The sequence below is a fragment of the Absiella sp. AM09-50 genome (assembly GCF_003433845.1).
GTDB lineage: Bacteria > Bacillota_I > Bacilli_A > Erysipelotrichales > Erysipelotrichaceae > Hoskinsella > Hoskinsella hominis.
In genome coordinates this window covers 333,047-356,310 of sequence record NZ_QVFI01000001.1, presented here as the reverse complement: position 1 = coordinate 356,310, position 23,264 = coordinate 333,047, and the positions used below count along the sequence as shown (strand labels likewise).

The following is a 23,264-nucleotide window of genomic DNA, read 5'->3' as shown; positions in this document are numbered from 1 at the left end:
ACTTTCATTTTTTATTACCCCACCTCATTAACACCAAACAAATTTCAGTCCATCCAAACATAAAAACACAACATCATATCTGAACCAAATCTCTGTACTCCTTTGATTTACTGGGCTTTCTTGGACAGCAAGCAGATGGTCTCTACATGATTCGTATTTGGAAACATATCCACTCCTTGCATCGCATCTCCAACATAGCCAAAACGCTTCAAATACTGCATATCCCTAACCTGTGTGATCGGATTACATGAAATATATAAGATCTGTTTTGGTTTCATATTCACTAATGCAGACAGAAACTGTTCATTGCTTCCACTTCTTGGCGGATCCATAATCACAACATCAAAACGTTCCTTACGCTGTTGTGCTTTTTTCATATAGGCAGATGCATCATCACAGATAAATCGAATATTCTTCACATCATTGATTTTTGCATTCACAATGGCATCATTCACTGCATCCTTATTGATTTCTACACCAATGACTTGTTTCACTTTATGTGCCATACTCATACCAATCGTTCCAATGCCACAATATGCATCCAAAACCTTTTCATTTCCTGTTAGTTCCAACATATCAATGCCTGTTTGATACAATACCTGTGTTTGTTCATGGTTGATTTGATAAAACGACTTAGAAGAAATACGATATTTTAAACCACATAGTGTATCTTCAATATATCCTTTTCCATACAGTACACGTTCCTGATCACCTAACACAACACTTGTTTTTCGTGTATTTACATTTTGTACAATCGTTGTGATATTAGGAAACTTATGTAGCAACGCATTCACAAAGTTCTTTCTTGCGGGGAACACATTTTGATTGATTACCAATACCACCATGATTTTACCACTTTGTTTGCCATAACGTAATAATACATGACGAAGTAAGCCACGTCGCTTATCTTCTTCATATGGTTCAATGCGAAGTTTTTCCATCAAGGATACGATTTCTTCTACGATTTCATCACAGATTTCCGGATGCAACAAACATCGTTTATAAGGGATGATCTTATGCGAAAATTCTTCATAAAACCCTGCTTGAATATGTCTGTTTCTATCTTTCTGAAATCCTATAATCATCTTATTACGATAATGATATGGTTCCTCCATTGTTAGAATATCTTTAACTTGTAAAGGCAGTTTTGCATCTTTACACAACTTAATCAATTGATTCTTCTTAAAATCTGATTGCGCTTTTGCGTCCATATGTAACAAATGACAACTGCCACATTTTTCAAATATCGGACAAGCTGGTTTAATTCTTCCCGGATGTTTTTGATCGACACGAATAAGTTCTGCCACATATCCTTTCTGAATACGCTTTTGTATCCTTGCCTGTACCTGTTCCTTTTCAAACACATGACGAACCAATACTTTATCTTTTCCTACATAAAAGACACCGTTGCCATCTTCATCAATAAATTGAATATTACCTTTTACGATTTGCTTTTCTTTTAACATGTTGTTTTCTCCAAATATGTATTCACATATGTTTCTATTTGATCACTCTGATCTAATGTAATCCCATGTATCCCCATTTCTTTTGCGGCGATAATGTTTTTTTCATTATCATCAATAAACAAACATTCCTCTGCTTTTAAATTATATCGTTTTAATAAAATCTGATAGATTCTTGTATCCGGTTTTACGATTTTTTCTTCATAAGATAATACACAGCCATCACTCCAATCAAAGAATGGCTGATTTGCTTTTAAATAATCTGCACTGTCTTTACTGATATTTGATAAAATATAAATATGGTATCCTTCCTTTTTTAATCTTTGCATAAGTGAAAAAGATATTTCCATTGGCTGCATTAATTTCATCCAGTCTTTTAAAATAATATCAATTTCTGTTTGATACTGAGGGTATTCTTTATGGTATATTTCATATAAGTCTTTCATAAACAAAACGCCCTGATCATATTTTAACCATGCATCATGTGAAAATATTGCCTGACATACCTTTTCTGTCAAAGCTTCATCATGAAAAATTTCTTTATAATACGTTACAGGAGAAAATGTCATTAAAACATTTCCAATATCAAAAATAATATTTTTTATCATATCTATCTACCTCACAGATACATTGTACTAGAAATTGTAAATGAAAAAAAGTGATTTCTCACTTTCTTCCTAATGACCATCGATATAATTTCTCTTTTGCCTCATCTACAGAACAAACTTCTATACCATCTTTACAAATATATGCAATTAACTGATTCCATTCACTAACGGGAAACATGTCATCATTAATTTTCATCACAAATACGATATGCATCCGAAAGATTGCTGGAATACGTAAATCAGATAAACAATCTTCACCAGTATGTTTGAATATATATTCCAACAATTCCTCTCTCATATTCACATTCTCCTTTCTGTATAAAAATGTATACTATTTTATATATATCGTTTTTTTATAGAAAACGGCGTTTTTATACCTTATAAACCTAAATTTTATTGTAAACAGGACTATCTCATATTTTATACATTATGAAACAAAATGCTGCTGATTTCCATATTATGTATTTTAAAAGCCCTGATATCAGTATAATTTATATCCCCTATAAAAGTCAATTGAAAAGCGAAAAAAAGAAGTGACAGTAAACTTTTTCTGCCACTTCATTCAACATCATGCAAAACGATTATTTTGTTGCTCTTACCATGAATTCACAGATCTTTTTAGAGAATTCAGCTGGATTATCAATTGGGAATCCTTCAATCAATAATGCCTGATCAAATAACAGGTCTGCATATTCTTTTACTGCATCCTTATCTTCTGCATATACTTTCTGTAATGCTTCAAAGATTGGATGGTTTGGATTGATTTCCAGGATACGTGAAGCTTTCATACCATAAGGATTGCCTTCTGGCATAGCACTTAATACTTTTTCCATTTCAAATGACATACCTTCATCACTTGATAAGCATACTGGATCATCTACCAAACGTGTAGAAATCTTAACTTCTTTTACTTTTTCACCTAAAGCTGTTTTTAAGCCTTCCAGCATATCTTTGTTTTCTTCAGCTTTCTTTTCTAATTCTTTCTTTTCTTCTTCACTATCTAAGTCTAAATCACCCTGAGAAATATTTTTGAAGTTCTTTTCTTTGAATGTGCCTAAAATCTGTAAAACAAATTCATCAACATTATCAGTTAAGTACAGGATTTCATAGCCTTTGTCTTTAACCTTTTGAACAGCAGGCATCTGATCGATTTTTTCAATCTTTTCTCCACTCATAAAGTAGATGTTTTCCTGTCCTTCTTCCATACGTGCAACATATTCATCTAATGTAATCAGTTTTTGTTCCTTGCTGGAGTAGAACAATAATAAATCCTGTAACAATTCTTTATTTGCGCCAAAGCCATTATATACACCAAATTTAATCTGTAGACCGAATGTATTCCAGAATTTTTCATATTCTTCACGATCATTCTTCAACATCAATAACAGTTCAGATTTGATTTTCTTTTCGATACGATTTGCGATTACTTTTAACTGACGATCATGCTGCAACATTTCACGAGAGATATTCAGATTTAAATCCTGAGAATCTACCAGACCTTTCACAAAACGGAAGTGTTCTGGAATTAGTTCATCCGCATTATCCATGATGAATACGCCACGGCTGTATAACTGTAAACCTTTCTTGTAATCCTGTGAATAATAGTTCATAGGTGCTTTACCTGGGATAAATAACAAGGAAGTAAAGCTTACATTACCTTCTACAGAGAAGTGAATTGTCTTTTGAGGGTCTGTGAAGTCATTGAATTTACTCTTATAGAAATCGTTGTATTCTTCTTTTGTGATTTCATTTTTACTTCTCTTCCATAATGGAATCATAGAGTTCAATGTTTTCAGTTCTTTTACTGTTTCATATTTCACATCTTCTGGTTTTTGCTCTTCGCCATCTTCTGGTTCTATACGTTTTTGTTCTTCTACCCACATCTCGATTGGATAACGGATGTAATCAGAGTATTTCTTAATCAAACGTTCAATTTCATACTGCGCTAAATATTCATCATAGTTTTCATCATCTGTGTTATCTTTTAGATATAAAGTAATGGTTGTTCCACAATCATCTTTGCTTGTTTCTTCAATTGTATATCCATCACTTGCATCACTGCTCCAGATATATGCTGTTTCTTCACCATATTTTTTAGATACAACATCTACACGGTTTGCGACCATGAATGCAGAATAGAAACCAACACCAAACTGTCCGATGATATCTACTGCATCTTCTTTTTCATCTTTTTCTTCTAATTCCTGTTTAAATGCGAAAGACCCACTTTTTGCGATCGTACCAAGGTTTTCTTCTAATTCTTCCTTGTTCATACCAAGACCGTTATCACTAATACTTAAAGTACGGTTTTCTTTATCGATTTCCAGGTGGATCTTGAATGCATTCTGATCAATATCACTTAAATTCTCGCTTAGTGATTTATAGTATAATTTATCGATTGCATCACTTGCATTAGAAATCAGCTCACGTAAGAAGATTTCCTTATGTGTATAGATAGAATTGATCATTAAATCCAACAGACGTTTTGATTCAGCCTTAAACTGTTTTTTTCTTGCCATGTTCATTTACCTCCTGTTAGCACTCTTTTCATAAGTCTGCTAATAGTATAGGACTTTTTCTTAGCACTGTCAACACCCTAGTGCTAAATTTTATAGAAAACTTCGCCTTTTCCAATTTATCATTGCCCGTTCATAAAAACTCGTCTATAATATAAGAAACAATTTACAAAGGGGTTGTAAAAGAATGAAAGAAATGAAAGATATAAAACGAATTGTTGTCAAAGTAGGTTCTTCCACGATTACGAGAGAAAACGGATTAAATTTAAGAAAAATTGATCAGCTCGCTATGGTGTTAAGTGATATAAAAAATAAAGGAATTGATGTAGTACTTGTCAGTAGTGGTGCTGTCAGTGCAGGTGCCAGTAAATTAAAAATGAAAACCCGCCCTTCCCTTATGCGTGAAAAACAGGCAGCAGCAAGTGTTGGTCAATGTGAATTAATGTTTATCTATGATAAATTCTTCTCACAATATGGACAGACAATCTCACAGCTATTGATCACAAAAACGATAACTGCCAATGAAACACCACGTGTCAATGTAATCAACACAATGGAAACTCTGCTTCAGTATGGGGTGATTCCTATCGTAAATGAAAATGATTCTATTGCATTTGATGAAATTGCTTATGGTGATAATGATACTTTATCTGCGATTACAGCATACTTAGTACATGCAGATCTGCTTGTGATTTTAAGTGATATTGATGGTTTATATGATAAAAATCCCAGTAAGTATGATGATGCAAAACTAATTCCCGTCGTAGATGGTATCAATTCGCATATACTTTCTATGGCAGAGGATGCTTCCAGCAATGTTGGAACGGGTGGAATGATTACCAAATTACATGCGGCACAATATGCAAGTGAGCATAACATTCCAATGATCATCGCCAATGGTAAACAGCCATCTATTTTATACGATATATTAGAAGACAATTATAAAGGAACATTATTTGATGTAAAGGAGGAGTCATATGGAACTCATTGAATTATGTAAGGCAGTAAAAACAGCAAGCAAGGATATCATGAAAGCATCTACTGCACAAAAGAATGCGGTATTAGAAAGTATTGCGCAAGAAATTGAACAGCATATGGATGAAATCATGGTTGCTAATCAAAAAGATGTGGATGAAGGTGAAAAACGTGGCATGAATAAAGGCCTGATTGATCGTATGCATTTAACAAAAGAACGTTTAGCACAGATTGTTGTCGGTGTTCGTCAGGTGAAAGCATTAAATGATCCTATTGGTGAAATCGAAGATATGAAAACCTCACCAAATGGTCTTCAAATAGGGAAAATGCGTGTTGCCTTAGGTGTTGTCGGCATGATTTATGAAGCCAGACCAAATGTTACGGTAGATGCTGCAGTTTTATGTTTAAAAGCTGGAAATGCTGTAATTTTAAGGGGTAGTAAAGATATTCTTCAATCTAATATCGTGTTGGTAAGACTCATGCGTCATGCTCTTGAGAAACAAAACATGAATCCTGATATCATCACATTATTAGAGGATACTTCAAGAGAAACCAGCAGTCAGCTGATGCGTATGAATGATTATTTAGATGTTTTGATTCCAAGAGGCGGTGCTTCTTTAATTAAGACCTGTGTAGAAAATGCCAGTGTACCTGTTTTAGAAACTGGGACAGGAAACTGTCATGTTTATGTAGACAAAGACGCAAAGCTTGAGGATGCCCTTTCCATCATAATTAATGCGAAAACAAGTCGTACCAGTGTATGTAATGCATGTGAAAGTGTCTTGTTCCATAAAGATATTCCTGATACTTTTATAAAGGAAGTCATTGATGCATTAAAAGTGCACAATGTTATCATTCACGCTGATCAGGATATATGCTTATTAGATGATACTTGTATATTGGCAAGTGAAGATGACTATCACAAAGAATATCTTGATTTGGAAATATCCATGAAAAAAGTTGATTCTTTACAAACAGCGATTGATCATATCAACACCTGCAGTACCCATCACAGTGAAACCATTGTTTCTGAAAACTACAGCAGTATCCAGCAGTTTATTAAAGAAGTAGACAGTGCCTGCGTATATGCCAACGCTTCTACACGATTCTCTGATGGATTTGAATTTGGACTTGGCGCAGAAATTGGTATCAGTACCCAAAAACTTCATGCAAGAGGTCCTATGGGGTTAAAAGCCTTAACAACCCAAAAATATATCATTTTGGGAAATGGGCAGATACGACAATAATGGTACAGGATATTCTCCTGTACCTTTTCTTTATATTGCAGAAAAAACAGAGCATGATTTTGCTCTGTTTTTGTTATGCTTGTAAATGTGCAATGATTGCATCACGGTATTCTTCTGTTGTGGAAGTTCCATGCAAATCAGGTGTCAAGACTTTCGCTTCCTGTAAAACAGCATCTACTGCCTGACGAATGTTAGCGGCACATGCGTCTTCTCCTAAGTATTCCAGCATCATACATGCTGACCAAAGAATTGCAGTAGGATTAGCGATATGCTTTCCGGCGATATCTGGCGCACTTCCATGTACTGCTTCAAACATTGCATAATCGCTGCCTAAATTACAGCTAGGAAGTAATCCTAATCCACCAATCAATCCGCTTGTTAAATCTGATACGATATCCCCATAAAGATTTGGCATGACCATGATATCAAAAGTTTCAGGGCGCATAACTAACTGCATACAAACGTTATCGACGATTTTATCATCTGATGCAATCGTTGGAAATTCTTTTGCGATTTCATGGAAGATATCCAAAAACATACCATCGCTCATTTTTAAAATATTCGCTTTATGTACACAAGTAACCTTTTTACGTCCATGATCTACTGCATACTGGAATGCATCACGAATGATACGCTCACTTGCTTTTCTTGTGATAATTTTAGTCGCATGTACAGTGTTTTCATCAATTTTTTCTTCTACACCAACATATAAATCCTCTGTATTCTCACGGAATGTGACAATATCTACATCTGGAAATGGTGTTTTTACAGCAGTATTGCTTTTTGCGGGACGAATATTTGCATATAAATCATATTTGTTACGTAAAGTAACGTTCAACGATTTAAACCCTTTTCCAATCGGCGTTGTGATTGGTGCTTTTAATAAAATACGATTTTTTTCAAATGAAGCATATGCCTCATCAGGAATCAGTTTTCCATTGCGCTCATATTCGGCTTCTCCTACTTCAAAGCACTCAAATGCAAGTGGTGCTTTTGCCGCTTTTAGTATCTGTAAAGTCGCATCACAGATTTCTGGTCCTATGCCATCTCCCTTAAATACAGTAATTGTTTTCATTTCTATCGCTCCTCCATCTTCTTATATTCTTTTGTTGATCCTACATATTTCGTAGCCGGACGCATGATTCTTCCATCGTACAGCTTGTTTTCAATATTGTGTGCTAACCATCCTATTGTTCTTGCTAATACAAACAATGGGGTATACATATCTTCTGGAATCCCTAACATCTGATATACAAAGCCACTATAGAAGTCTACATTGCTGGAAACATTAATTCCCTTTACATCCAGAATGACTTCTTTTGCACATTGTTCAAAACGCTGATAAAAGGCATATTCTTTTTCTTTACCTTTTTCCTGTGCAAGTTTTGCGATATGTTCTTGAAGCACTTCACTTCTTGGGTCGGATAAAGTGTAGATTGCATGTCCCATACCATAAACAAGCCCACTGTAATCATAGAACTGTTTATGCATGATACGATAAATCAACGCTTTGATCTCTACTTCATTTTCACAATATCCAATTTCATCAATGACTGCTTTCATCATGCCGGAAACCTTCAAATTTGCACCACCATGACGTGGCCCCTTCAATGCCCCGATTGCACCTACCATACTGGAATAAAAGTCAGTACCTGTTGATGAAATCACCACATTGGTAAATGTAGAGTTATTTCCACCACCATGATCAGCATGTACAATTAACATCATATCTAATACCAGGGCTTCCTGATGCGTAAAGGAATGATCTCCTCTGGACATATAAAGGATGTTTTCCGCAATGGACATATTTTTCTGACACTGGTGAATAACTAATGATTCTTTATGATAGTAATGCATCTTGCTTTGGTAGGCATAACAGATAATACTTGGCAGTTTCGCTAATATATTTAACCCCTGTTCCAACGTATTTTCTACACTGATATCATCTGGTGCATCATCATAATCATATAAGGCAAGCACTGCCTGCTGTAATCGATTCATTAGATTTTTACCTGGCATATGCAAAAACTTTGTTTCAAGAAAATCACCAGGCAGTTCATAATGATCCTGTAAGATTTTCACAAAGGTCTGTAATTCTTCTCCATTTGGCAAATATCCAAACAATAGTAAAAAGCATACTTCTTCATATCCATAAGGACGGTTCCAATCACGTCCGTGGATGATATCACGTAATTCTATACCGCGATAAAACAGCTGCCCCTGGGCATCCCGTTTGACTTCTTCTACGTATTTATAACCGACAACATCGGCAATTTTGGTTAATCCGACACGTACACCTGTGCCATCTTCATTACGAAGACCTTTTTTTACATCATATTTGCGAAACAGATCATTGGGGATATCTGTAAATTCCAGTGACTTTTTATATAATGAATTTAACTGTTTATTCATGATGGTACCTCCCTTTTTTATTTATTTTTCAATGTCTTTCAATATTATATCATAATTTTCATAAAGTCAATGAAATATTTTCAGATTTTATGTTATAATAAAACACGTACACTAAAAATATAGCGGAAAGGAAGAAAAAATATGCTAACAATTACAGAAAAAATTATAAAAGCTCATCTGGTGGAAGGTGAAATGCATCGAGGAGAACCAATTGCGATCCATATCGATCAGACCCTGACACAGGATGCAACTGGTACGATGGCGTATCTGCAGTTAGAAGCAATGGGGGTAGACCAGGTAAAAACTGAATTATCCATCAGTTATGTTGACCATAACACACTGCAGAGTGGTTTTGAAAACGCTGATGACCACAAATATTTACAAACTGTCGCTATGAAGCATGGCGTAAAATTCTCTAAACCAGGCAATGGTATCTGTCATCAGGTACATTTGGAAAGATTCGCAAAACCTGGAAAAACTTTATTAGGAAGTGATTCTCATACACCTACAGCTGGTGGTATAGGTGCATTGGCAATTGGTGCCGGAGGACTTGATGTTGCCTGTGCCATGGCAGGAAGAGCATTCCATTTAACAATGCCAAAAGTAGTAAATATCATCCTGCACGGCTCTTTACAGCGTGGTGTCAGTTCTAAAGACATTATCTTAAAAGTGTTACAGCTGTTAAGTGTAAAAGGCGGTGTTGGAAAAGTTATTGAATATAGTGGAGATGGTGTAAAAAACCTGAGTATTCCACAGCGTGCAACCATTACTAACATGGGGGCAGAATTAGGCGCAACAACTTCTGTATTCCCAAGTGATGAAATCACTTATGAATTCTTAAAGAAACAGCATCGTGAAGAAGACTATGTTGAATTAAAGGCTGATGAAGGTGCTGTATATGATGAAACTTATGAAATTGATTTAGATACATTGGAACCAATGATTGCAATGCCTCATTCTCCTGATAATGTTTTACCTATCAGTGAAGTGCTTGGCATGAAAGTTGATCAGGTTGCCATTGGAAGTTGTACAAACTCTAGTTATCGTGACATGATGACAGTTGCCAATATCTTAAAAGGAAAAACTGTTGATCCTGAGGTATCTCTTGTTATTTCACCAGGTTCTCGTCAGGTATTGAATATGCTTGCTAGCAATGGTGGATTATCTACCATGATTACTGCTGGCGCAAGAATCCTGGAAACAACATGTGGACCATGTATTGGTATGGGACAATCTCCTATCACCAACGCTTTATCCTTGCGTACCTTCAACCGTAACTTCTATGGAAGAAGTGGAACCCTGAGTGCTAAAGTATGTTTGGTTTCTCCAGAAACAGCTGCCGCAAGTGCAATTGCCGGATACATTATAGATCCAAGAGTTTTAGAATTTGATATTCCTGAGGATCCTGAATATTTTACTATTGATGATTCTATGATCATTGAACCGGATATGGAATTATCTGCGGAAACAGAAGTTGTTCGTGGACCAAATATCAAGCCATTACCTATCAATACACCATTAAAAAACACAATCACAAAGAAAGTCATGATCAAAGTAGATGATAATATCACAACCGATCACATTGCACCAGCAGGCGCAAAAGTATTGCCTTATCGTTCTAATATTGAAAAGATTTCTGAATTCATCTTTATGAATGTGAAAGCAAGCTTCCATGATGATTGTATCGCGAATGATGGTGGATTCATTGTGGCAGGCAGCAATTATGGCCAGGGAAGTTCTCGTGAACATGCGGCACTTGCGCCTATGTATCTGGGTATTAAAGCTGTTATCGCAAAAAGCTTCGCAAGAATTCATCGTGCAAATCTGATTAACTTTGGTATCATTCCATTCACTTTCGTTAATGAAAAAGATTATAATGATATTGATGAAATGGATACCTTAAAAATAACTGATTTATTAGATATCAAAGAAAATACACCTATCACTGTACAGAACGTAACCAAAGGCAAAACCTTCCAGGTAGAACATAATCTAACACAGTTGGATATTGATACCATCAAAGCTGGTGGAACATTAAATCTAATTCGTCAGAATCAAAAGTAACATAAAGCACTTTCGAGTGCTTTTTTTCATGCCTTATGCTATCATGAACATAAGAGGTGATAACATGATTCTATTGTTGGGCGGTGCGACACATTGTGGCAAAACCAAACTTGCGCAAAAACTTTTGGAAACCTACCACATCCCTTATTATTCTATTGATCATATCAAAATGGGATTAATCCGTGCACATATAAGTGATATTTGTGTTGAAGATGATAAAGCATTAACTTCATATCTTTGGCCAATTATGAAAGAAATCATTCTAACCGCGATTGAAAACAATCAGCATTTCATCATAGAGGGCTGTTACATCCCCTTTGACTGGCAGAAGGATTTTACAGAAGAGGAAAGAAAAAAAATTCATTACTGTTGCCTGATTTTTTCTAAATCGTATATCGAGCAACACCAAAAAGAGATCTTTCAATATGCGAATTGTATAGAACAACGTAAGGAGGAAGCATTGGATATCGATGCATTGATTAAAGATAATCTCAATCATCTACAAAGCTGTAAACAGTATCATTTGCCTTATATTCTGATAGATAACACCTATGCTATAGATATTGAAAATAATTTTGCTTTTTTGAAACAAAAATAAGTATCCTAAGGTATCATTAGTAGAGAGGAGAATGTTTATGAAACATAAATCTAAATTACTCATGATACCACTTTGCTTATCTTTATGCATTGGTTGTACAACACCAAATAAACCGACAAACAATAAGGTGTATATTGAAGAAACCATGCATACATCATTACCAGACAGTCTGAATGCTTTTTCTATATCCAGTTTTTCCAGACTATGGCAACAGGATCAAAATCTGTTGTATTCCCCTTACAGTGCATATCTTGCCTTAGCTTTATGCAGCAATGATGCCATAGATGAAACCCAGCAACAGCTTTTACATGCGTTGTGTTATAAAGGGGATATACAAGATTTGAATCAACAGCTTGTGAAAGAGCTAAACACCTTAAGCCAGCAAAATGTTCAGTCTAATACTTCCATCTGGAATGATCAAAATGTTACACTAAGTCAAAAACTAAAAGATGCATCATCGCTTTATCAATCTGATATCTTCACAAGGGATTTCAAAAAATCGTCATTAACCAGTGAGATCAACAGATGGATACAATCAAATACCAATAAAAAGCTTACCTTCCAGCAGCCAGTTTCTAAGAATACTGCAATTATTTACTTCAATACTTTATATTTACAGGATCGTTGGGATACTCCTTTTGATAAAAAGAACACAAAAACAGATACTTTTACAACTTCTAATCAAAAACAAATTCAGACGTCCTTCATGCATACCAGTCGATCCGGATACTATATGGATAAAGAAAACTATGAAGCAATCAATCTACCACTTGAAAAAGGTGGACAAATGTTGTTGTTTTTACCAAAGGAACATCAAAATCCTTTAGATATTTTAAAAGATCCAGCATGGATTTCTCAATTCTATGAAACGAATGATACGAAAATGTTAAATATTTCACTTCCTTCATTTACGCTAAAACAGGATTATTCTTTAACCAATATGCTTTCTTCTATGGGCGTAAATCGTGCTTTATCAAAAACAGATGCACAATTTCTTTCTAAAAATGATCATGAACCGCTTTATCTTGATGATATGCATCAGGGAACCTATCTAGCGGTCAATGAAGAAGGTATTGAGGCTGCGGCTTATAGTGAAATCGAAATGAAAACCGGTAGTGCTTTTATGGAAAGTGTTGATATCCAGTTTAACAGACCTTTCCTATATACAATTGTTTCCGCTCAGGGTACCCCTTTATTCATTGGTTATATCGAAAATCCAACAGCATAGTCAAAAAAGGATTGGTGATCACGCCAATCCTTTCCTTTATTTTATCTTCTTTTTATGAAACTTTTGTTCACTTTCCGGATCTTTTACAAATGCCAATACCAGTGCACCAAGCAACATCATTGGTATCAATCCAAGTATTCCATAACGTGTTTCCCCTGTAATCATGATAATCACAGATACTGCAATTGGACCTAAAATCGCAGAGAATTTTGAGAATACAGAGAAGAATCCAAAGAATTCATTACTGTCTGCTTTATCAGGAATCAGCTTTGCGAAATAACTTCTTGATACAGATTGAATACCACCCTGAAACAACCCAACCAACAATGCTACTGCCCAGATAAAGGATGGATATGTCTTAATCATCGCACCACATAAAACAACGCCTGTATATCCGATAATGCCAGAATAAATCATCTTCTTAGAACCAAATCTGCCAACCAGTCTGCCAAAGAAAATAGATGCAGGACAAGCCACAATATTAATCAAGATTACAACCACAAGACTCATAGTATCATCAATTCCCATTTCACTTGCAAGTGATACAGCCATTTTAATAACGGTATTTACACAATCGATATAAAAGAAATAAGAAATACAAAACAGGAAAATATTTTTATTTTTCTTAACATCGCGGAATGTATGATATAAGTGTGAAAATGATTCTTTCACAACATGTGGTACAGGTTCATGATAATGTGTTTGTTTTACATTCTTCATAATTGGCAAAGAATAAAATAACCACCATAATACCGCAAGTCCCATTGTAATACCACATGCGACACGATAGGTCAATGTGAATCCGCCTAATACCAAATCACCATTCGTATCTCCAAATAAGGTTACTGCCGCAAATGGAATCACAAAGATCAAGAAAGGCAACACACTGCCAATATATCCCCATGCATAGCCTGCCGCAGACACTTTATCCACTCGCTCATCATCGCACACATCTACAATAAATGCATCATAGAAAATGATAGAGCCATTGTATCCCAGCATGGCAATGACGAATACAACAATCGCTGTTTTATAATCAATAAATGGCAACGCCAGACCAAATCCTCCCGCAATACCAATAAACAGGAAGAACTTAAACATTTTCATTTTCGTATCTTTATAATCTGCCATCGTTCCCAGCACTGGTGAAATAAGTGCCAGAATAATCGCATATACTGCATTTGCCCATCCAACATAGACGCTGCTGTCACCCGGTGTGATTTTCGCAATCAACAATGGAAAAATAACGGTACATGTCGTTAATACCTGTGCGCTGTTTCCTACATCATATAGAATCCAGCTTCCCTCTTCTTTTGTGAAACCCATTCTCTCTAAAAGTTTTAATAACATAATGAATCCTCTCTTTACTTTCTTTCATTATACCAAGTATTTCATATAATTCCTATTCCGTTTATATTTTTTACATTTATTTTACAAATCATCACATGTTATTTGTATTGACGATTACATTGATTGGATGTCCCTCAATATATGCATTTAATGTATTGGAAACCAGCTGTAGTAAGCGCTGTCTTGTTTCTAAACCACGCCATCCCATATGTGGAGTAAGAATCACCTGATCCATTTCGTAGAAAGGATGATCTTCTCTTGGCGGTTCTACTTCTTGTACATCTAATCCTGCCCCCGCAATCTTTTTGTTTTGTAAAGCATGAAGCAATGCCTCCTCATCGATCAGGGCGCCGCGTGATGTATTGATCAAAAATGCTGTACTTTTCATCAAGGATAACGTTTCTTTGTTGATGATATGTTTTGTATCTGGTGTAAGTGGACAGTGTAGAGAAACAAAATCAGCCTGTTTTAGTAATTCTTCTAAAGATACATAGCAAATCCCATCATGATCTTTCTTTGGTGTACGAGTATAAACTAGGATTTTCATATCCAATGCCTGCGCAATTTTTATAACTTCCTTACCAATATTGCCCTCTCCAATAATGCCTAATATCTTATCATTTACTTCCATATGCTCAACCATCATATGCTGTGTAAAATTACGATGATCCTTTTTATGTATCATGTGCAGCTGTTTTGGCATAGAGCTTGCCAGCATCAAAATCAGCATAATTGCTGTATGTGCAACTCTTTTTGTGGAATATGCTGGTGTATTGCAGACCATAATATTACGCTTTCGACATGCTTCTAAATCAATGTTATTATACCCAGTTCCCGCTTCACAAATCATTTTTACACGATCCGGTAGTTGCATAATCATATCTTCACTCACTACATATTCTTTTGTGACGATGATATCTGCCTGCTTCACACGTTCCATAAACTCCGTTTTACTACTATCAGAATAAAAAGTAACTTCTCCCGGTATACATGAGCGATCTAATTTTCCATCATAATCAATTTTATCAATATTTACACAAACGACTTTCATTTTATATTTTTTCCTTTCATATCATAAAATTCTACCTGTACATCTTCTTTTGTGACATTCACAATGGCATAACTTTTATCATTACCATCCATTCCAAACAATAAAGAACCAGGATTCACGATTGTGATTCCATCATAAATTTCCCATACTCGGATATGTGTGTGACCAAAAAAGACGATATCACATTGTTTCTTCTTTGCATAATCAGCAATATGATGATATAAAACATCCATACATACCTGCATGATATCTTCTTTCTCATCGATCATTAAGGAAAAGACTTCCTCCATGACATCTGCTTCAAATATATCTCCATGTACGCATAAAATGCGATGATTTTCTACTTCCACAATTCGCTCTATTGGTAGCTTTAACGCTTTATCATGATTTCCTTTAACCACCACAAAACCATCTAATTCTTTTAACGCAAATCCAATATCACCTAAATCTATTTTTAAATCCACATCCTTATGTTTATGGATCAGTTTTCTAGTATTTTCTAATTCTCCATGCGTATCACTTATTAATAAGATTTTCATAAGACTCACCTGATTTCATTTTTCTATATCTTCATAAAACATATATGTTCCTTTTGTGCGTTTTTCAGAATGCAACCCCAGTATCTTTCTTTCATTATACCGGTGTTGTGATACGATAGCAAGCACAGGAATTATTTTATATAATTATTTTTACGCTATAATGCATAAAATTAAAAAAAGTATTGCATTCTATAAATTTAGATGTTATAATATCAAGGCAAATGCGGATGTGGTGAAACTGGCAGACACGCTAGACTTAGGATCTAGTGCTTCGGCGTGCAGGTTCGATTCCTGTCATCCGCACCATTTTATAAATGAACTTCGAGGAATCGAAGTTTTTTTATATTTCATGCAAGATATCATTTTATCACAAAAGTCTGCATTTCATATACTCATCATATGTATACTCACATAAACGATATTTTTAATTTTATCGACCAACGTTGATAAAAAAAAGATGATAAGAAAAACACAGTAAATAACATCCTACGAATGATTTCTACATTTGAAATTTCCATCATCTATTCTAATTCCTATCTCTTTCATTTTTCAATATTTTTCTCTAAACTTATACTTCGACAATATCAGCTTCATTCCCATGTTCACGAATTAGATGAATAAGCTGATCTGCTTGTATCCATATTGTCGCAGTATTATCATTTGGATGTACGCCAATGATATTACCGGCAAATTCAGAATCCATATAAAAATGTACTTTACAATCTATATCATTCAAAATACCAAGTGGTGTTACAGAGCCAGGAGTTAATCCCATAATTGCCATTAGATCATCTGCCGAAGCGAAAGAAAGTGGTCTTAAACCCAATTGTTTACGAAAGTTTTTTAAATCAACCCTTTTATCCCCTTTAACAGAAATTAAATAATAATTGCGTTTCTTATCATCTCGAACAAATAGATTCTTAGCATCCCATTCAGGATAAAGAAGCTTTACAGAGTCTAATTCTCCCATATTGAATACCGCTTTATGCTCATTTACTTCATAACTTATTTGATGTTTCTTTAGATATTGATATATTTCTTCTTTTTTCATAACTATTCCTCTTTAATTATTTCAATAATAACCTGATACTACATCATCCATTATCAATGTAGTATTTGTTTAATTATACCACATATTAAGCTGAATGCTTTATCGAAATTATTGCCTGTAACCATACATCAAATAGCATAAGAATCTTTCAAATTTTAAACTTCTATTTATTTTTTTCTCATTAATCGAGCTTTTATTGGTCCAATCATAAACTTCAAAACCAACGATAAAAGCAGAACTAATATGAGTAAAAAAGATTTTGTATAGAATAATGCATCTGCAATTATAAGCATCGCTACAACACAACCAGATATCAGAAATAGTAATTTCTTTTTTCTTATATTCAAGCTGCTATCAGCTAAAGTAAATTCTTTCCAATGTAACATCATCAACTCTTCATTATCCATATAAAAGATAGAAAATGATGCAGTTATATACAAAACAGCGATTCCAATAAGAAGGAAAAAATTTAAAGATATATTATTTGAAGTATACAAAAATTCCTGATAGATCCAATATAAATCAAATCCTACAAATAATATAAAGATTATGTTTATTATGATTTTGTTTTTTAAAAGATAAATATTTCCAGCTTTATCTCCAAGTAACTTTGTTTTATCGCTTTTTTGTGACATGAACTTGGGCATAAAAAACCAAAGGATATATGCAATCGCTGGGGCAATAAGATATGTATATTTTGATCCCCACCCATCAACTCCTTCAAAATGTGTATGGGTAGGTACTCTGTCTGGTAAGAAAAACAAACTAACAAAAGTTATTATAAACATCAAAGTAGCTAAAACAAAATTAATGTTATTATATTTTTTCATAAAATTCAGCCCTTTCTATTTCTATGTGATTTTAGTTTAAATTTAGTATCATGAAAACTACGTTAATAGTATAGTTCTTTTGAAAAAAACACAATAATAATTCTTAAATATAAAATCTTCTAATACACACATAAATTCTAACCAAAAACAGCCAGAAGTACTCCACCTCTATACTTAGCATAAATAATGTAAGTTCATACTATGGGAAATTATGAAATGGATTAAAACTTACAGGATTAATTATACATAAAACAACGTAATTTTCTAATAATATCTAAAAAAGTTTCCGGCTTATTTTTTAACGCCAGAAACTTTTTCATTTTACGATTTCTTATATCGTTTATAAAGTATGACACCATACACTGTCAATATCATTCCAAGTACAAGTCCTATGATTCTAAAAATCATGGGGCCAAAAAGATTCAGATCGGTATCCAAAACTTTCTTAGAATAAATATCAGCGACAATACTTGCGAAATCAAAAACCATAATGCCTTCTATGGTTATAATCAGCAACATAATCCTCTTGATTTTTCTTTGATTCACCACCAGATCACCGCTTTCATTTATTGATTACTATTTACACAACGCTTTTTTTAAATCATTCACATAGGTTTCCTGTTGCTTTTTTAAATAACCTTTCACAAAAGGTTTCATAAATACCTTTTTAGCTGTGACATCCTCTGTAAAATCAATTTCTACACCATCCGCTAACTGATTGAAAATACCTGTCCAGTGCCCGCTCATATTGCTGTTGTCCATATCAAATTCATAACGATATGGCTCCTTCACTGTGATTGTAAATGTTGTAGGATAATCATCCTTGGTGTATTCAACAAACTGCTTTTCATTAACGATTTCAATTCGACTAATATCACTTCTCCATGCATAATTTTCTAAAGAAGTCACAATCTCCCAAACATCTTTTATGTTACTATTTAATGTTGTTTTCATATTTGATACTGTCATCTTTTATCCCTCCATTTATCATTGATTATATCATAGATGACAAAACTATTCTTGTAAGATGTGCACATGCCTGTAAATTATCCGTTTGCATAATATATCCCTTTATCTTTTAGAAATTCCAAGGTTTTCAAAATATTCATGTAATTGATATGTTTTCTCAAATTCCTCTTTTGTGATCACCTGTGCTAAAAAATCTTCATCCTGATTGATTTCATCCACTTGGGGTACAGGTGCTTCTGTGACAAATTCGCATCCTTCATCTAATCCTAAAGATATTCTGCCATTTGAAAACACCTCAATCATTCTTCTCGCATAGCGCTCATTTTCTAAATCTACCTCATAGAAAAGGATCACCGGTGTTTCATCATCAATATAGTTCCAATTGCATTTTATGTATTCATATCGTTCCATTGTTATCACCTTATATTAGTTTTATCGTACCATACAGAAAGGCCTATGTAAAGATAGAAAAATTATTATAAAATATATTCTTTCATTATCTGATCCTCCAACATCCAGACTTTTTCACATAGTGCTTGTATAAAATATCGATCATGGGATACCACCAAAAGGGTACCAGCAAAGGCCTGAAGATTTTCTTCGATAATATCAATACTGGTGAAGTCTAAATGATTGGTTGGCTCATCTAAAATTATCATATTGATTTCTTTTGATAACATTTCTGCTAGTTTCAATCTAGTTTTCTCCCCACCGCTTAATGCTTTTAAATGCTTCATCATATCGATGTGATCAAATCCATATTTCATTAGATAACGCCTTGTATCTTCTTCATTCATACAAAGTTCTTTTTTCGCATATTCCAATATCGTCATATCTTTAGGAAAGCTGATCATCTGAGGTAGATATCCAATAGCGATATGATTGCCGTATTGGATACTACCTTCTTGAATTTCTTCAATTCCCATAATTAATTTGATCAGCGTACTTTTTCCTGTGCCATTTTCTCCACATATTGCTACACGTTCTTTAAAACAAAGCGTGGCATTTACATGTTCAAATAATAGCTTATCAAAACAGTGCCCCAGTTCCTTTATTTCCAACACATGTTTAGATGAACGTTTTGCCATGGATAAAGTAAAGTCCATATTCCTTTGAATCAGTCTTGGACGCCTCATGCGTTCTATTTTATCTAAACGTTTTTCTAACATTTTGGCTTTCTTGAAGAATTTTTCATTATCGCCTTCTCTGCCCCATTGACGAAACTGACGAATCGCCGCTTCTAATCGTTTGATTTCATTTTGTTGTGCTTCATAATCTTCCTGCATACGTAAGAAGCGTTCGTTTTTTTCTTTTCGATATACATCATAATTTCCATGGTATACAGATAATTCTCCATAACTGATTTCGTATATTTTTGATACACAATGATTGAGAAATGTACGATCATGTGATACGACGATGATGGTTTGTTTATCATTTGCCAGAAAGTTTTCCAGCCATGCTATCCCTTTAAAATCCAAATGATTGGTTGGCTCATCCAATAATAAAACATCTGGTCTTTCCAATAAACGCCGTGCAAGATTCACTCTTGCTTTTTCTCCTCCACTCAACACTTCATACTCACTGTATAACAACGATGAGAACTGAAGTCCATGGGCAATCTGATCCACAAAGGTAAAGATATGATAGCCATCCAGCTGTTCAAAACGCTCTTGTATGTTGCCATATTTTTTTAATAACTGTTCTAGTTCTACCTCATCAACTTTTTCCATAGCTTTCTCTAAGGCTTCCATCTTTTTTTTCAAATGCATGATATCGCTGTAAGTCTGCATCAGATATGCTTCCACAGTGCCCGAAAATTCATCAAAGTTTTGATTCAAATACGCAATTTTGGTATGTTTTGATACAATGCGTTCTCCTTCCTGAATGTTTTCTATTCCTGCAATTACCTTTAACAGCGTTGATTTCCCACATCCGTTTTCACCCACAATGGCGATATGCTCGCCATCTGTAATTTTCATTGTTAAGTCATCTAATATGATATCCTGTGTATAGGATTTTGTAATATTTTGTAAATGTATTGTCATAAATGTTTTCCTTTCTTTTTTCTATGGGAAAACAAAAAGCCCGCCAGTAAAAAAGCGGGACATCGTCAATACATTATAATGGTATGTTCTTTTGATGGCTGGCTTTTACTCATTGTTTTCCCGAAATATTGACGCACTTGTCCCTATAATCGAAAAAACAGTGAATGTTATCGTACGACAAAAAACATCCTGATTATGCATTTTATCCAAAATGATATCTTTTATCTTACGATTCATAAGCCATCCACCTCCTTTATGCCTACTGTTTTAGTTTATTAGAATTTCAAATGAAAGTCAAGCTTTCATTTTTTATGCACGGTGCATGATAGAATGATATTTGTGGCAAGTGCTACACTTCCTGTGATCAAACATATGTTTGACATGGCTGGATGATAGGTTTGTTTTAATTTTGCTGATGCAAGGATAAATCCAATAGAGCCTCCATAAGAAAGTGTTTTTGCGATTATACGCGCAGGTCGATGTTTCATTGTTGATTCTAAAGTATCATCCAGTTTTTGCGCAGCATTTTCTACTGCCGTTTCAATTTTTTCTCCACCACGTTCCATCATTTCTTCAAATTTTTCTTCTGTCATTTTCATTTCCTCCTATGATGTTTGTAATTTTCGTTTGAATAGTACTTGTGATAAACCAAAACAAATAACAATAAAGACCACACACCACATCATACCTAATAAATAATCCTGTATATAGAACACTTCTCCCATAAATAGAGCCCGTAAAGAATCAATGATGGGAGTCATAGGCTGATATTTCGCAAATACTGCCAATGCTACAGGCATACTGTCCACAGATACAAAACCTGAGCTAAGATAAGGTAGAACAGATATGAATACTGCACAAGCACCGGCACCTTCAGGCCCTTGTGCAAGCAATCCAAATAATATGCTCATCCATGAAATCATTAATATAAACATTGCCAACAACAAAATAATCAGTAACATATTATGCATTTGCATATCCGGACGAAATCCTACAATATATGCAATTCCAAGTATTATCCCCGTTGTCACAATACTCCTGAAAAAAGCCTCAATGATGTGCCCTAACAAAATTGATGATTTCATGATTGGCATCGTATAAAAACGATGGATAATCCCTGAATGGATATCATTATTTATGGCGATTGCTGTATTAGAACCACATTGTCCGATACACTGAATCAAAATACCCGGTACAATATAATTTACATAAGACATGCCTTCCACATGCATTGAGCCACCTAATACATACACAAATAAAATCATCATCAAACTGGGTGTTACCACACTTGTTAATATGGTATCCAGATTTCGTATTGAAATCTTTATCCTTCTACAAGACATAGTTTTCATATCCTTGAATAATTCCATCATAATGTTTCCTCCATCATTTTCATATATACATCTTCAATCGTTGTCTGTTTCAAGTGAAGATCCTGTAATGGGATATCTGCCTGTTTGATACTTTGCAGGATATCAATTACATCATTTACCGTATCGGTGAATGTAATTGAAATGGTAAAACTTTCTTCATTGGATTGTTTTGTATAATGGCTTAAAATATCCCAAGTCTTATTAAATGCCTTTTGATCATTAAGCTGTAGCTCCAACACATGCTTCGGCAATGTCATTTTTAATTCTTGTGGTGTTCCTTCCAGCTTGATTTTACCTTCATGCAGGATGGCGATATGATCTGCCAGAGCTTCAGCTTCTTCTAAATACTGCGTTGTCAGAAATATGGTGACACCACTTTTCTTCAGATTTTTCACAATATCCCACATAGCTCTTCGACTTTGTGGATCGAGTCCGGTTGTCGGCTCATCCAGAAAGATAATAGAAGGCTTGTGCACAAGACTCATAGCGATATCCAATTTTCTTCGCATACCACCAGAATATGTAGAAACTCTTTTATCTTTAGATGAATCTAACGAGAAATAATTTAATAATTTTAGTGCCTGTATTTTTGGATCCTTGATATGGTATAAATTACCCATCATAACTAAATTTTCATATCCACTCAATGCTTCATCTACTGCAGCAAACTGCCCTGTCAAACTGATTTGTTCATGTATCTTTTTTACATCCTTCAAGATATCATAACCACCTGCGTAAGCCATACCTTCATCAGGTTTTAAAAGGGTCGTTAATATTTTGATGGTTGTTGTTTTGCCAGCACCATTAGCTCCTAATAAGGAAAATATCGTGCCTTTCTCTACCTGAAAATCTACGCCGTTTAGTACTGATTTGTCTTTAAATCGTTTTTTCAATCCTTTTACTTCTAATGCATATGTATGATTTTTCATATATCTCCTTCCA

24 protein-coding genes and 1 tRNA gene are annotated in these 23,264 nt (G+C 34.5%); 6 read left to right on the top strand and 19 right to left on the bottom strand.

Features of this window, described 5'->3' with window-relative positions; all coding sequences use genetic code 11:
- Positions 1-107: 107 nt before the first annotated feature.
- From rlmD to htpG, 4 genes are all read right to left on the bottom strand, one after another.
- Entirely contained in the window at positions 108-1,466 is a 1,359-nt protein-coding gene (rlmD, locus tag DW114_RS01770) for a 23S rRNA (uracil(1939)-C(5))-methyltransferase RlmD (RefSeq protein ID WP_117451799.1), read from the bottom strand.
- Positions 1,460-2,071 carry an HAD family hydrolase gene (locus DW114_RS01765; protein ID WP_117451797.1) on the bottom strand — a complete coding sequence of 204 codons (612 nt, stop codon included), beginning with the start codon at positions 2,069-2,071 and terminating at the stop codon, positions 1,460-1,462. Before DW114_RS01765 ends, rlmD begins: the two co-directional genes overlap by 7 nt.
- Before the next feature lie 58 nt (positions 2,072-2,129).
- A complete protein-coding gene (locus tag DW114_RS01760) occupies positions 2,130-2,369 on the bottom strand; it encodes a hypothetical protein (protein ID WP_117451795.1) in 240 nt (79 codons plus the stop codon).
- A 283-nt stretch (positions 2,370-2,652) separates the two neighbouring features.
- The gene (gene htpG, locus DW114_RS01755) at positions 2,653-4,590 is read right to left on the bottom strand and encodes a molecular chaperone HtpG (protein WP_117451793.1); all 1,938 of its coding nucleotides are present in this window, start codon (positions 4,588-4,590) and stop codon (positions 2,653-2,655) included.
- Positions 4,591-4,774: 184 nt separating this feature from the next.
- Here htpG and proB point away from each other — a divergent pair, with 184 nt between their 5' ends.
- Positions 4,775-5,578, top strand: a complete 804-nt coding sequence (gene proB / locus DW114_RS01750; protein ID WP_117451791.1) for a glutamate 5-kinase — start codon at positions 4,775-4,777, stop codon at positions 5,576-5,578.
- Positions 5,565-6,809 carry a glutamate-5-semialdehyde dehydrogenase gene (locus DW114_RS01745; RefSeq protein ID WP_117451789.1) on the top strand — a complete coding sequence of 415 codons (1,245 nt, stop codon included), beginning with the start codon at positions 5,565-5,567 and terminating at the stop codon, positions 6,807-6,809. The genes proB and DW114_RS01745 overlap by 14 nt, the downstream gene beginning before the upstream one ends.
- Before the next feature lie 73 nt (positions 6,810-6,882).
- On the opposite strand, the gene DW114_RS01740 is transcribed toward DW114_RS01745, so the two are convergent.
- Together DW114_RS01740 and DW114_RS01735 are read right to left on the bottom strand one after the other, a co-directional pair.
- Entirely contained in the window at positions 6,883-7,884 is a 1,002-nt protein-coding gene (locus tag DW114_RS01740; RefSeq protein WP_117451787.1) for an isocitrate/isopropylmalate dehydrogenase family protein, read from the bottom strand.
- Positions 7,885-7,886: 2 nt separating this feature from the next.
- Entirely contained in the window at positions 7,887-9,221 is a 1,335-nt protein-coding gene (locus tag DW114_RS01735; RefSeq protein WP_117451785.1) for a citrate synthase, read from the bottom strand.
- 141 nt (positions 9,222-9,362) lie between these two features.
- On the opposite strand from DW114_RS01735, the gene DW114_RS01730 reads away from it, so the two are divergent.
- From DW114_RS01730 to DW114_RS01720, 3 genes are all read left to right on the top strand, one after another.
- Positions 9,363-11,285, top strand: coding sequence for an aconitate hydratase (locus DW114_RS01730; RefSeq protein WP_117451783.1), 1,923 nt, complete (start codon positions 9,363-9,365; stop codon positions 11,283-11,285).
- A 64-nt stretch (positions 11,286-11,349) separates the two neighbouring features.
- Positions 11,350-11,883, top strand: a complete 534-nt coding sequence (locus DW114_RS01725; RefSeq protein ID WP_117451781.1) for an adenylate kinase — start codon at positions 11,350-11,352, stop codon at positions 11,881-11,883.
- A gap of 37 nt (positions 11,884-11,920) precedes the next feature.
- Positions 11,921-13,111 (top strand): serpin family protein, encoded by a 1,191-nt coding sequence (locus DW114_RS01720; protein WP_158552193.1) that lies wholly within the window; start codon positions 11,921-11,923, stop codon positions 13,109-13,111.
- Between the two features lie 36 nt (positions 13,112-13,147).
- On the opposite strand, the gene DW114_RS01715 is transcribed toward DW114_RS01720, so the two are convergent.
- From DW114_RS01715 to DW114_RS01705, 3 genes are all read right to left on the bottom strand, one after another.
- Positions 13,148-14,461, bottom strand: a complete 1,314-nt coding sequence (locus DW114_RS01715; protein WP_117451777.1) for an MFS transporter — start codon at positions 14,459-14,461, stop codon at positions 13,148-13,150.
- A 91-nt stretch (positions 14,462-14,552) separates the two neighbouring features.
- Positions 14,553-15,512, bottom strand: coding sequence for a 2-hydroxyacid dehydrogenase (locus DW114_RS01710; RefSeq protein ID WP_117451775.1), 960 nt, complete (start codon positions 15,510-15,512; stop codon positions 14,553-14,555).
- Positions 15,509-16,051, bottom strand: a complete 543-nt coding sequence (locus DW114_RS01705; protein WP_117451773.1) for a metallophosphoesterase family protein — start codon at positions 16,049-16,051, stop codon at positions 15,509-15,511. Before DW114_RS01705 ends, DW114_RS01710 begins: the two co-directional genes overlap by 4 nt.
- A gap of 223 nt (positions 16,052-16,274) precedes the next feature.
- Between DW114_RS01705 and DW114_RS01700 the strand changes: the two genes are divergently transcribed.
- Positions 16,275-16,357: transfer RNA gene (locus DW114_RS01700), tRNA-Leu, on the top strand.
- Between the two features lie 262 nt (positions 16,358-16,619).
- Here DW114_RS01700 and DW114_RS01695 read toward each other — a convergent pair.
- The 10 genes from DW114_RS01695 to DW114_RS01655 form a co-directional block, all read right to left on the bottom strand.
- A complete protein-coding gene (locus DW114_RS01695; RefSeq protein WP_117451771.1) occupies positions 16,620-17,102 on the bottom strand; it encodes a prolyl-tRNA synthetase associated domain-containing protein in 483 nt (160 codons plus the stop codon).
- A gap of 167 nt (positions 17,103-17,269) precedes the next feature.
- Positions 17,270-17,932 carry a DUF1648 domain-containing protein gene (locus DW114_RS01690; RefSeq protein WP_117451769.1) on the bottom strand — a complete coding sequence of 221 codons (663 nt, stop codon included), beginning with the start codon at positions 17,930-17,932 and terminating at the stop codon, positions 17,270-17,272.
- Positions 17,933-18,253: 321 nt separating this feature from the next.
- On the bottom strand, positions 18,254-18,451 hold the full coding sequence (locus tag DW114_RS01685; RefSeq protein WP_117451767.1) for a hypothetical protein: 198 nt from the start codon (positions 18,449-18,451) through the stop codon (positions 18,254-18,256).
- Positions 18,452-18,508: 57 nt separating this feature from the next.
- Positions 18,509-18,901, bottom strand: a complete 393-nt coding sequence (locus DW114_RS01680; protein ID WP_117451765.1) for an SRPBCC family protein — start codon at positions 18,899-18,901, stop codon at positions 18,509-18,511.
- Between the two features lie 102 nt (positions 18,902-19,003).
- Entirely contained in the window at positions 19,004-19,312 is a 309-nt protein-coding gene (locus DW114_RS01675) for a DUF6881 domain-containing protein (RefSeq protein ID WP_117451763.1), read from the bottom strand.
- Positions 19,313-19,377: 65 nt separating this feature from the next.
- Positions 19,378-20,949 carry a ribosomal protection-like ABC-F family protein gene (abc-f, locus tag DW114_RS01670; RefSeq protein WP_117451761.1) on the bottom strand — a complete coding sequence of 524 codons (1,572 nt, stop codon included), beginning with the start codon at positions 20,947-20,949 and terminating at the stop codon, positions 19,378-19,380.
- Positions 20,950-21,054: 105 nt separating this feature from the next.
- Entirely contained in the window at positions 21,055-21,186 is a 132-nt protein-coding gene (locus DW114_RS21940; protein WP_255411977.1) for a hypothetical protein, read from the bottom strand.
- 65 nt (positions 21,187-21,251) lie between these two features.
- Positions 21,252-21,542, bottom strand: coding sequence for a hypothetical protein (locus DW114_RS01665; RefSeq protein ID WP_117451760.1), 291 nt, complete (start codon positions 21,540-21,542; stop codon positions 21,252-21,254).
- A gap of 12 nt (positions 21,543-21,554) precedes the next feature.
- Positions 21,555-22,322: an ABC transporter permease gene (locus DW114_RS01660; RefSeq protein WP_117451758.1), complete on the bottom strand. Its 768-nt coding sequence runs from the start codon at positions 22,320-22,322 to the stop codon at positions 21,555-21,557.
- Positions 22,319-23,251, bottom strand: coding sequence for an ATP-binding cassette domain-containing protein (locus DW114_RS01655; RefSeq protein ID WP_117451756.1), 933 nt, complete (start codon positions 23,249-23,251; stop codon positions 22,319-22,321). The genes DW114_RS01660 and DW114_RS01655 overlap by 4 nt, the downstream gene beginning before the upstream one ends.
- Between the last annotated feature and the right edge of the window lie 13 nt (positions 23,252-23,264).

Bases quoted from the DNA above. Each gene is read 5' to 3' on its own strand.
- rlmD (WP_117451799.1), bottom strand. From the start codon at position 1,466: ATGTTAAAAGAAAAGCAAATCGTAAAAGGTAATATTCAATTTATTGAT.
- DW114_RS01765 (WP_117451797.1), bottom strand. From the start codon at position 2,071: ATGATAAAAAATATTATTTTTGATATTGGAAATGTTTTAATGACATTT.
- DW114_RS01760 (WP_117451795.1), bottom strand. From the start codon at position 2,369: ATGAGAGAGGAATTGTTGGAATATATATTCAAACATACTGGTGAAGAT.
- htpG (WP_117451793.1), bottom strand. From the start codon at position 4,590: ATGGCAAGAAAAAAACAGTTTAAGGCTGAATCAAAACGTCTGTTGGAT.
- proB (WP_117451791.1), top strand. From the start codon at position 4,775: ATGAAAGAAATGAAAGATATAAAACGAATTGTTGTCAAAGTAGGTTCT.
- DW114_RS01745 (WP_117451789.1), top strand. From the start codon at position 5,565: ATGGAACTCATTGAATTATGTAAGGCAGTAAAAACAGCAAGCAAGGAT.
- DW114_RS01740 (WP_117451787.1), bottom strand. From the start codon at position 7,884: ATGAAAACAATTACTGTATTTAAGGGAGATGGCATAGGACCAGAAATC.
- DW114_RS01735 (WP_117451785.1), bottom strand. From the start codon at position 9,221: ATGAATAAACAGTTAAATTCATTATATAAAAAGTCACTGGAATTTACA.
- DW114_RS01730 (WP_117451783.1), top strand. From the start codon at position 9,363: ATGCTAACAATTACAGAAAAAATTATAAAAGCTCATCTGGTGGAAGGT.
- DW114_RS01725 (WP_117451781.1), top strand. From the start codon at position 11,350: ATGATTCTATTGTTGGGCGGTGCGACACATTGTGGCAAAACCAAACTT.
- DW114_RS01720 (WP_158552193.1), top strand. From the start codon at position 11,921: ATGAAACATAAATCTAAATTACTCATGATACCACTTTGCTTATCTTTA.
- DW114_RS01715 (WP_117451777.1), bottom strand. From the start codon at position 14,461: ATGTTATTAAAACTTTTAGAGAGAATGGGTTTCACAAAAGAAGAGGGA.
- DW114_RS01710 (WP_117451775.1), bottom strand. From the start codon at position 15,512: ATGAAAGTCGTTTGTGTAAATATTGATAAAATTGATTATGATGGAAAA.
- DW114_RS01705 (WP_117451773.1), bottom strand. From the start codon at position 16,051: ATGAAAATCTTATTAATAAGTGATACGCATGGAGAATTAGAAAATACT.
- DW114_RS01695 (WP_117451771.1), bottom strand. From the start codon at position 17,102: ATGAAAAAAGAAGAAATATATCAATATCTAAAGAAACATCAAATAAGT.
- DW114_RS01690 (WP_117451769.1), bottom strand. From the start codon at position 17,932: ATGAAAAAATATAATAACATTAATTTTGTTTTAGCTACTTTGATGTTT.
- DW114_RS01685 (WP_117451767.1), bottom strand. From the start codon at position 18,451: ATGTTGCTGATTATAACCATAGAAGGCATTATGGTTTTTGATTTCGCA.
- DW114_RS01680 (WP_117451765.1), bottom strand. From the start codon at position 18,901: ATGACAGTATCAAATATGAAAACAACATTAAATAGTAACATAAAAGAT.
- DW114_RS01675 (WP_117451763.1), bottom strand. From the start codon at position 19,312: ATGGAACGATATGAATACATAAAATGCAATTGGAACTATATTGATGAT.
- abc-f (WP_117451761.1), bottom strand. From the start codon at position 20,949: ATGACAATACATTTACAAAATATTACAAAATCCTATACACAGGATATC.
- DW114_RS21940 (WP_255411977.1), bottom strand. From the start codon at position 21,186: ATGAATCGTAAGATAAAAGATATCATTTTGGATAAAATGCATAATCAG.
- DW114_RS01665 (WP_117451760.1), bottom strand. From the start codon at position 21,542: ATGACAGAAGAAAAATTTGAAGAAATGATGGAACGTGGTGGAGAAAAA.
- DW114_RS01660 (WP_117451758.1), bottom strand. From the start codon at position 22,322: ATGATGGAATTATTCAAGGATATGAAAACTATGTCTTGTAGAAGGATA.
- DW114_RS01655 (WP_117451756.1), bottom strand. From the start codon at position 23,251: ATGAAAAATCATACATATGCATTAGAAGTAAAAGGATTGAAAAAACGA.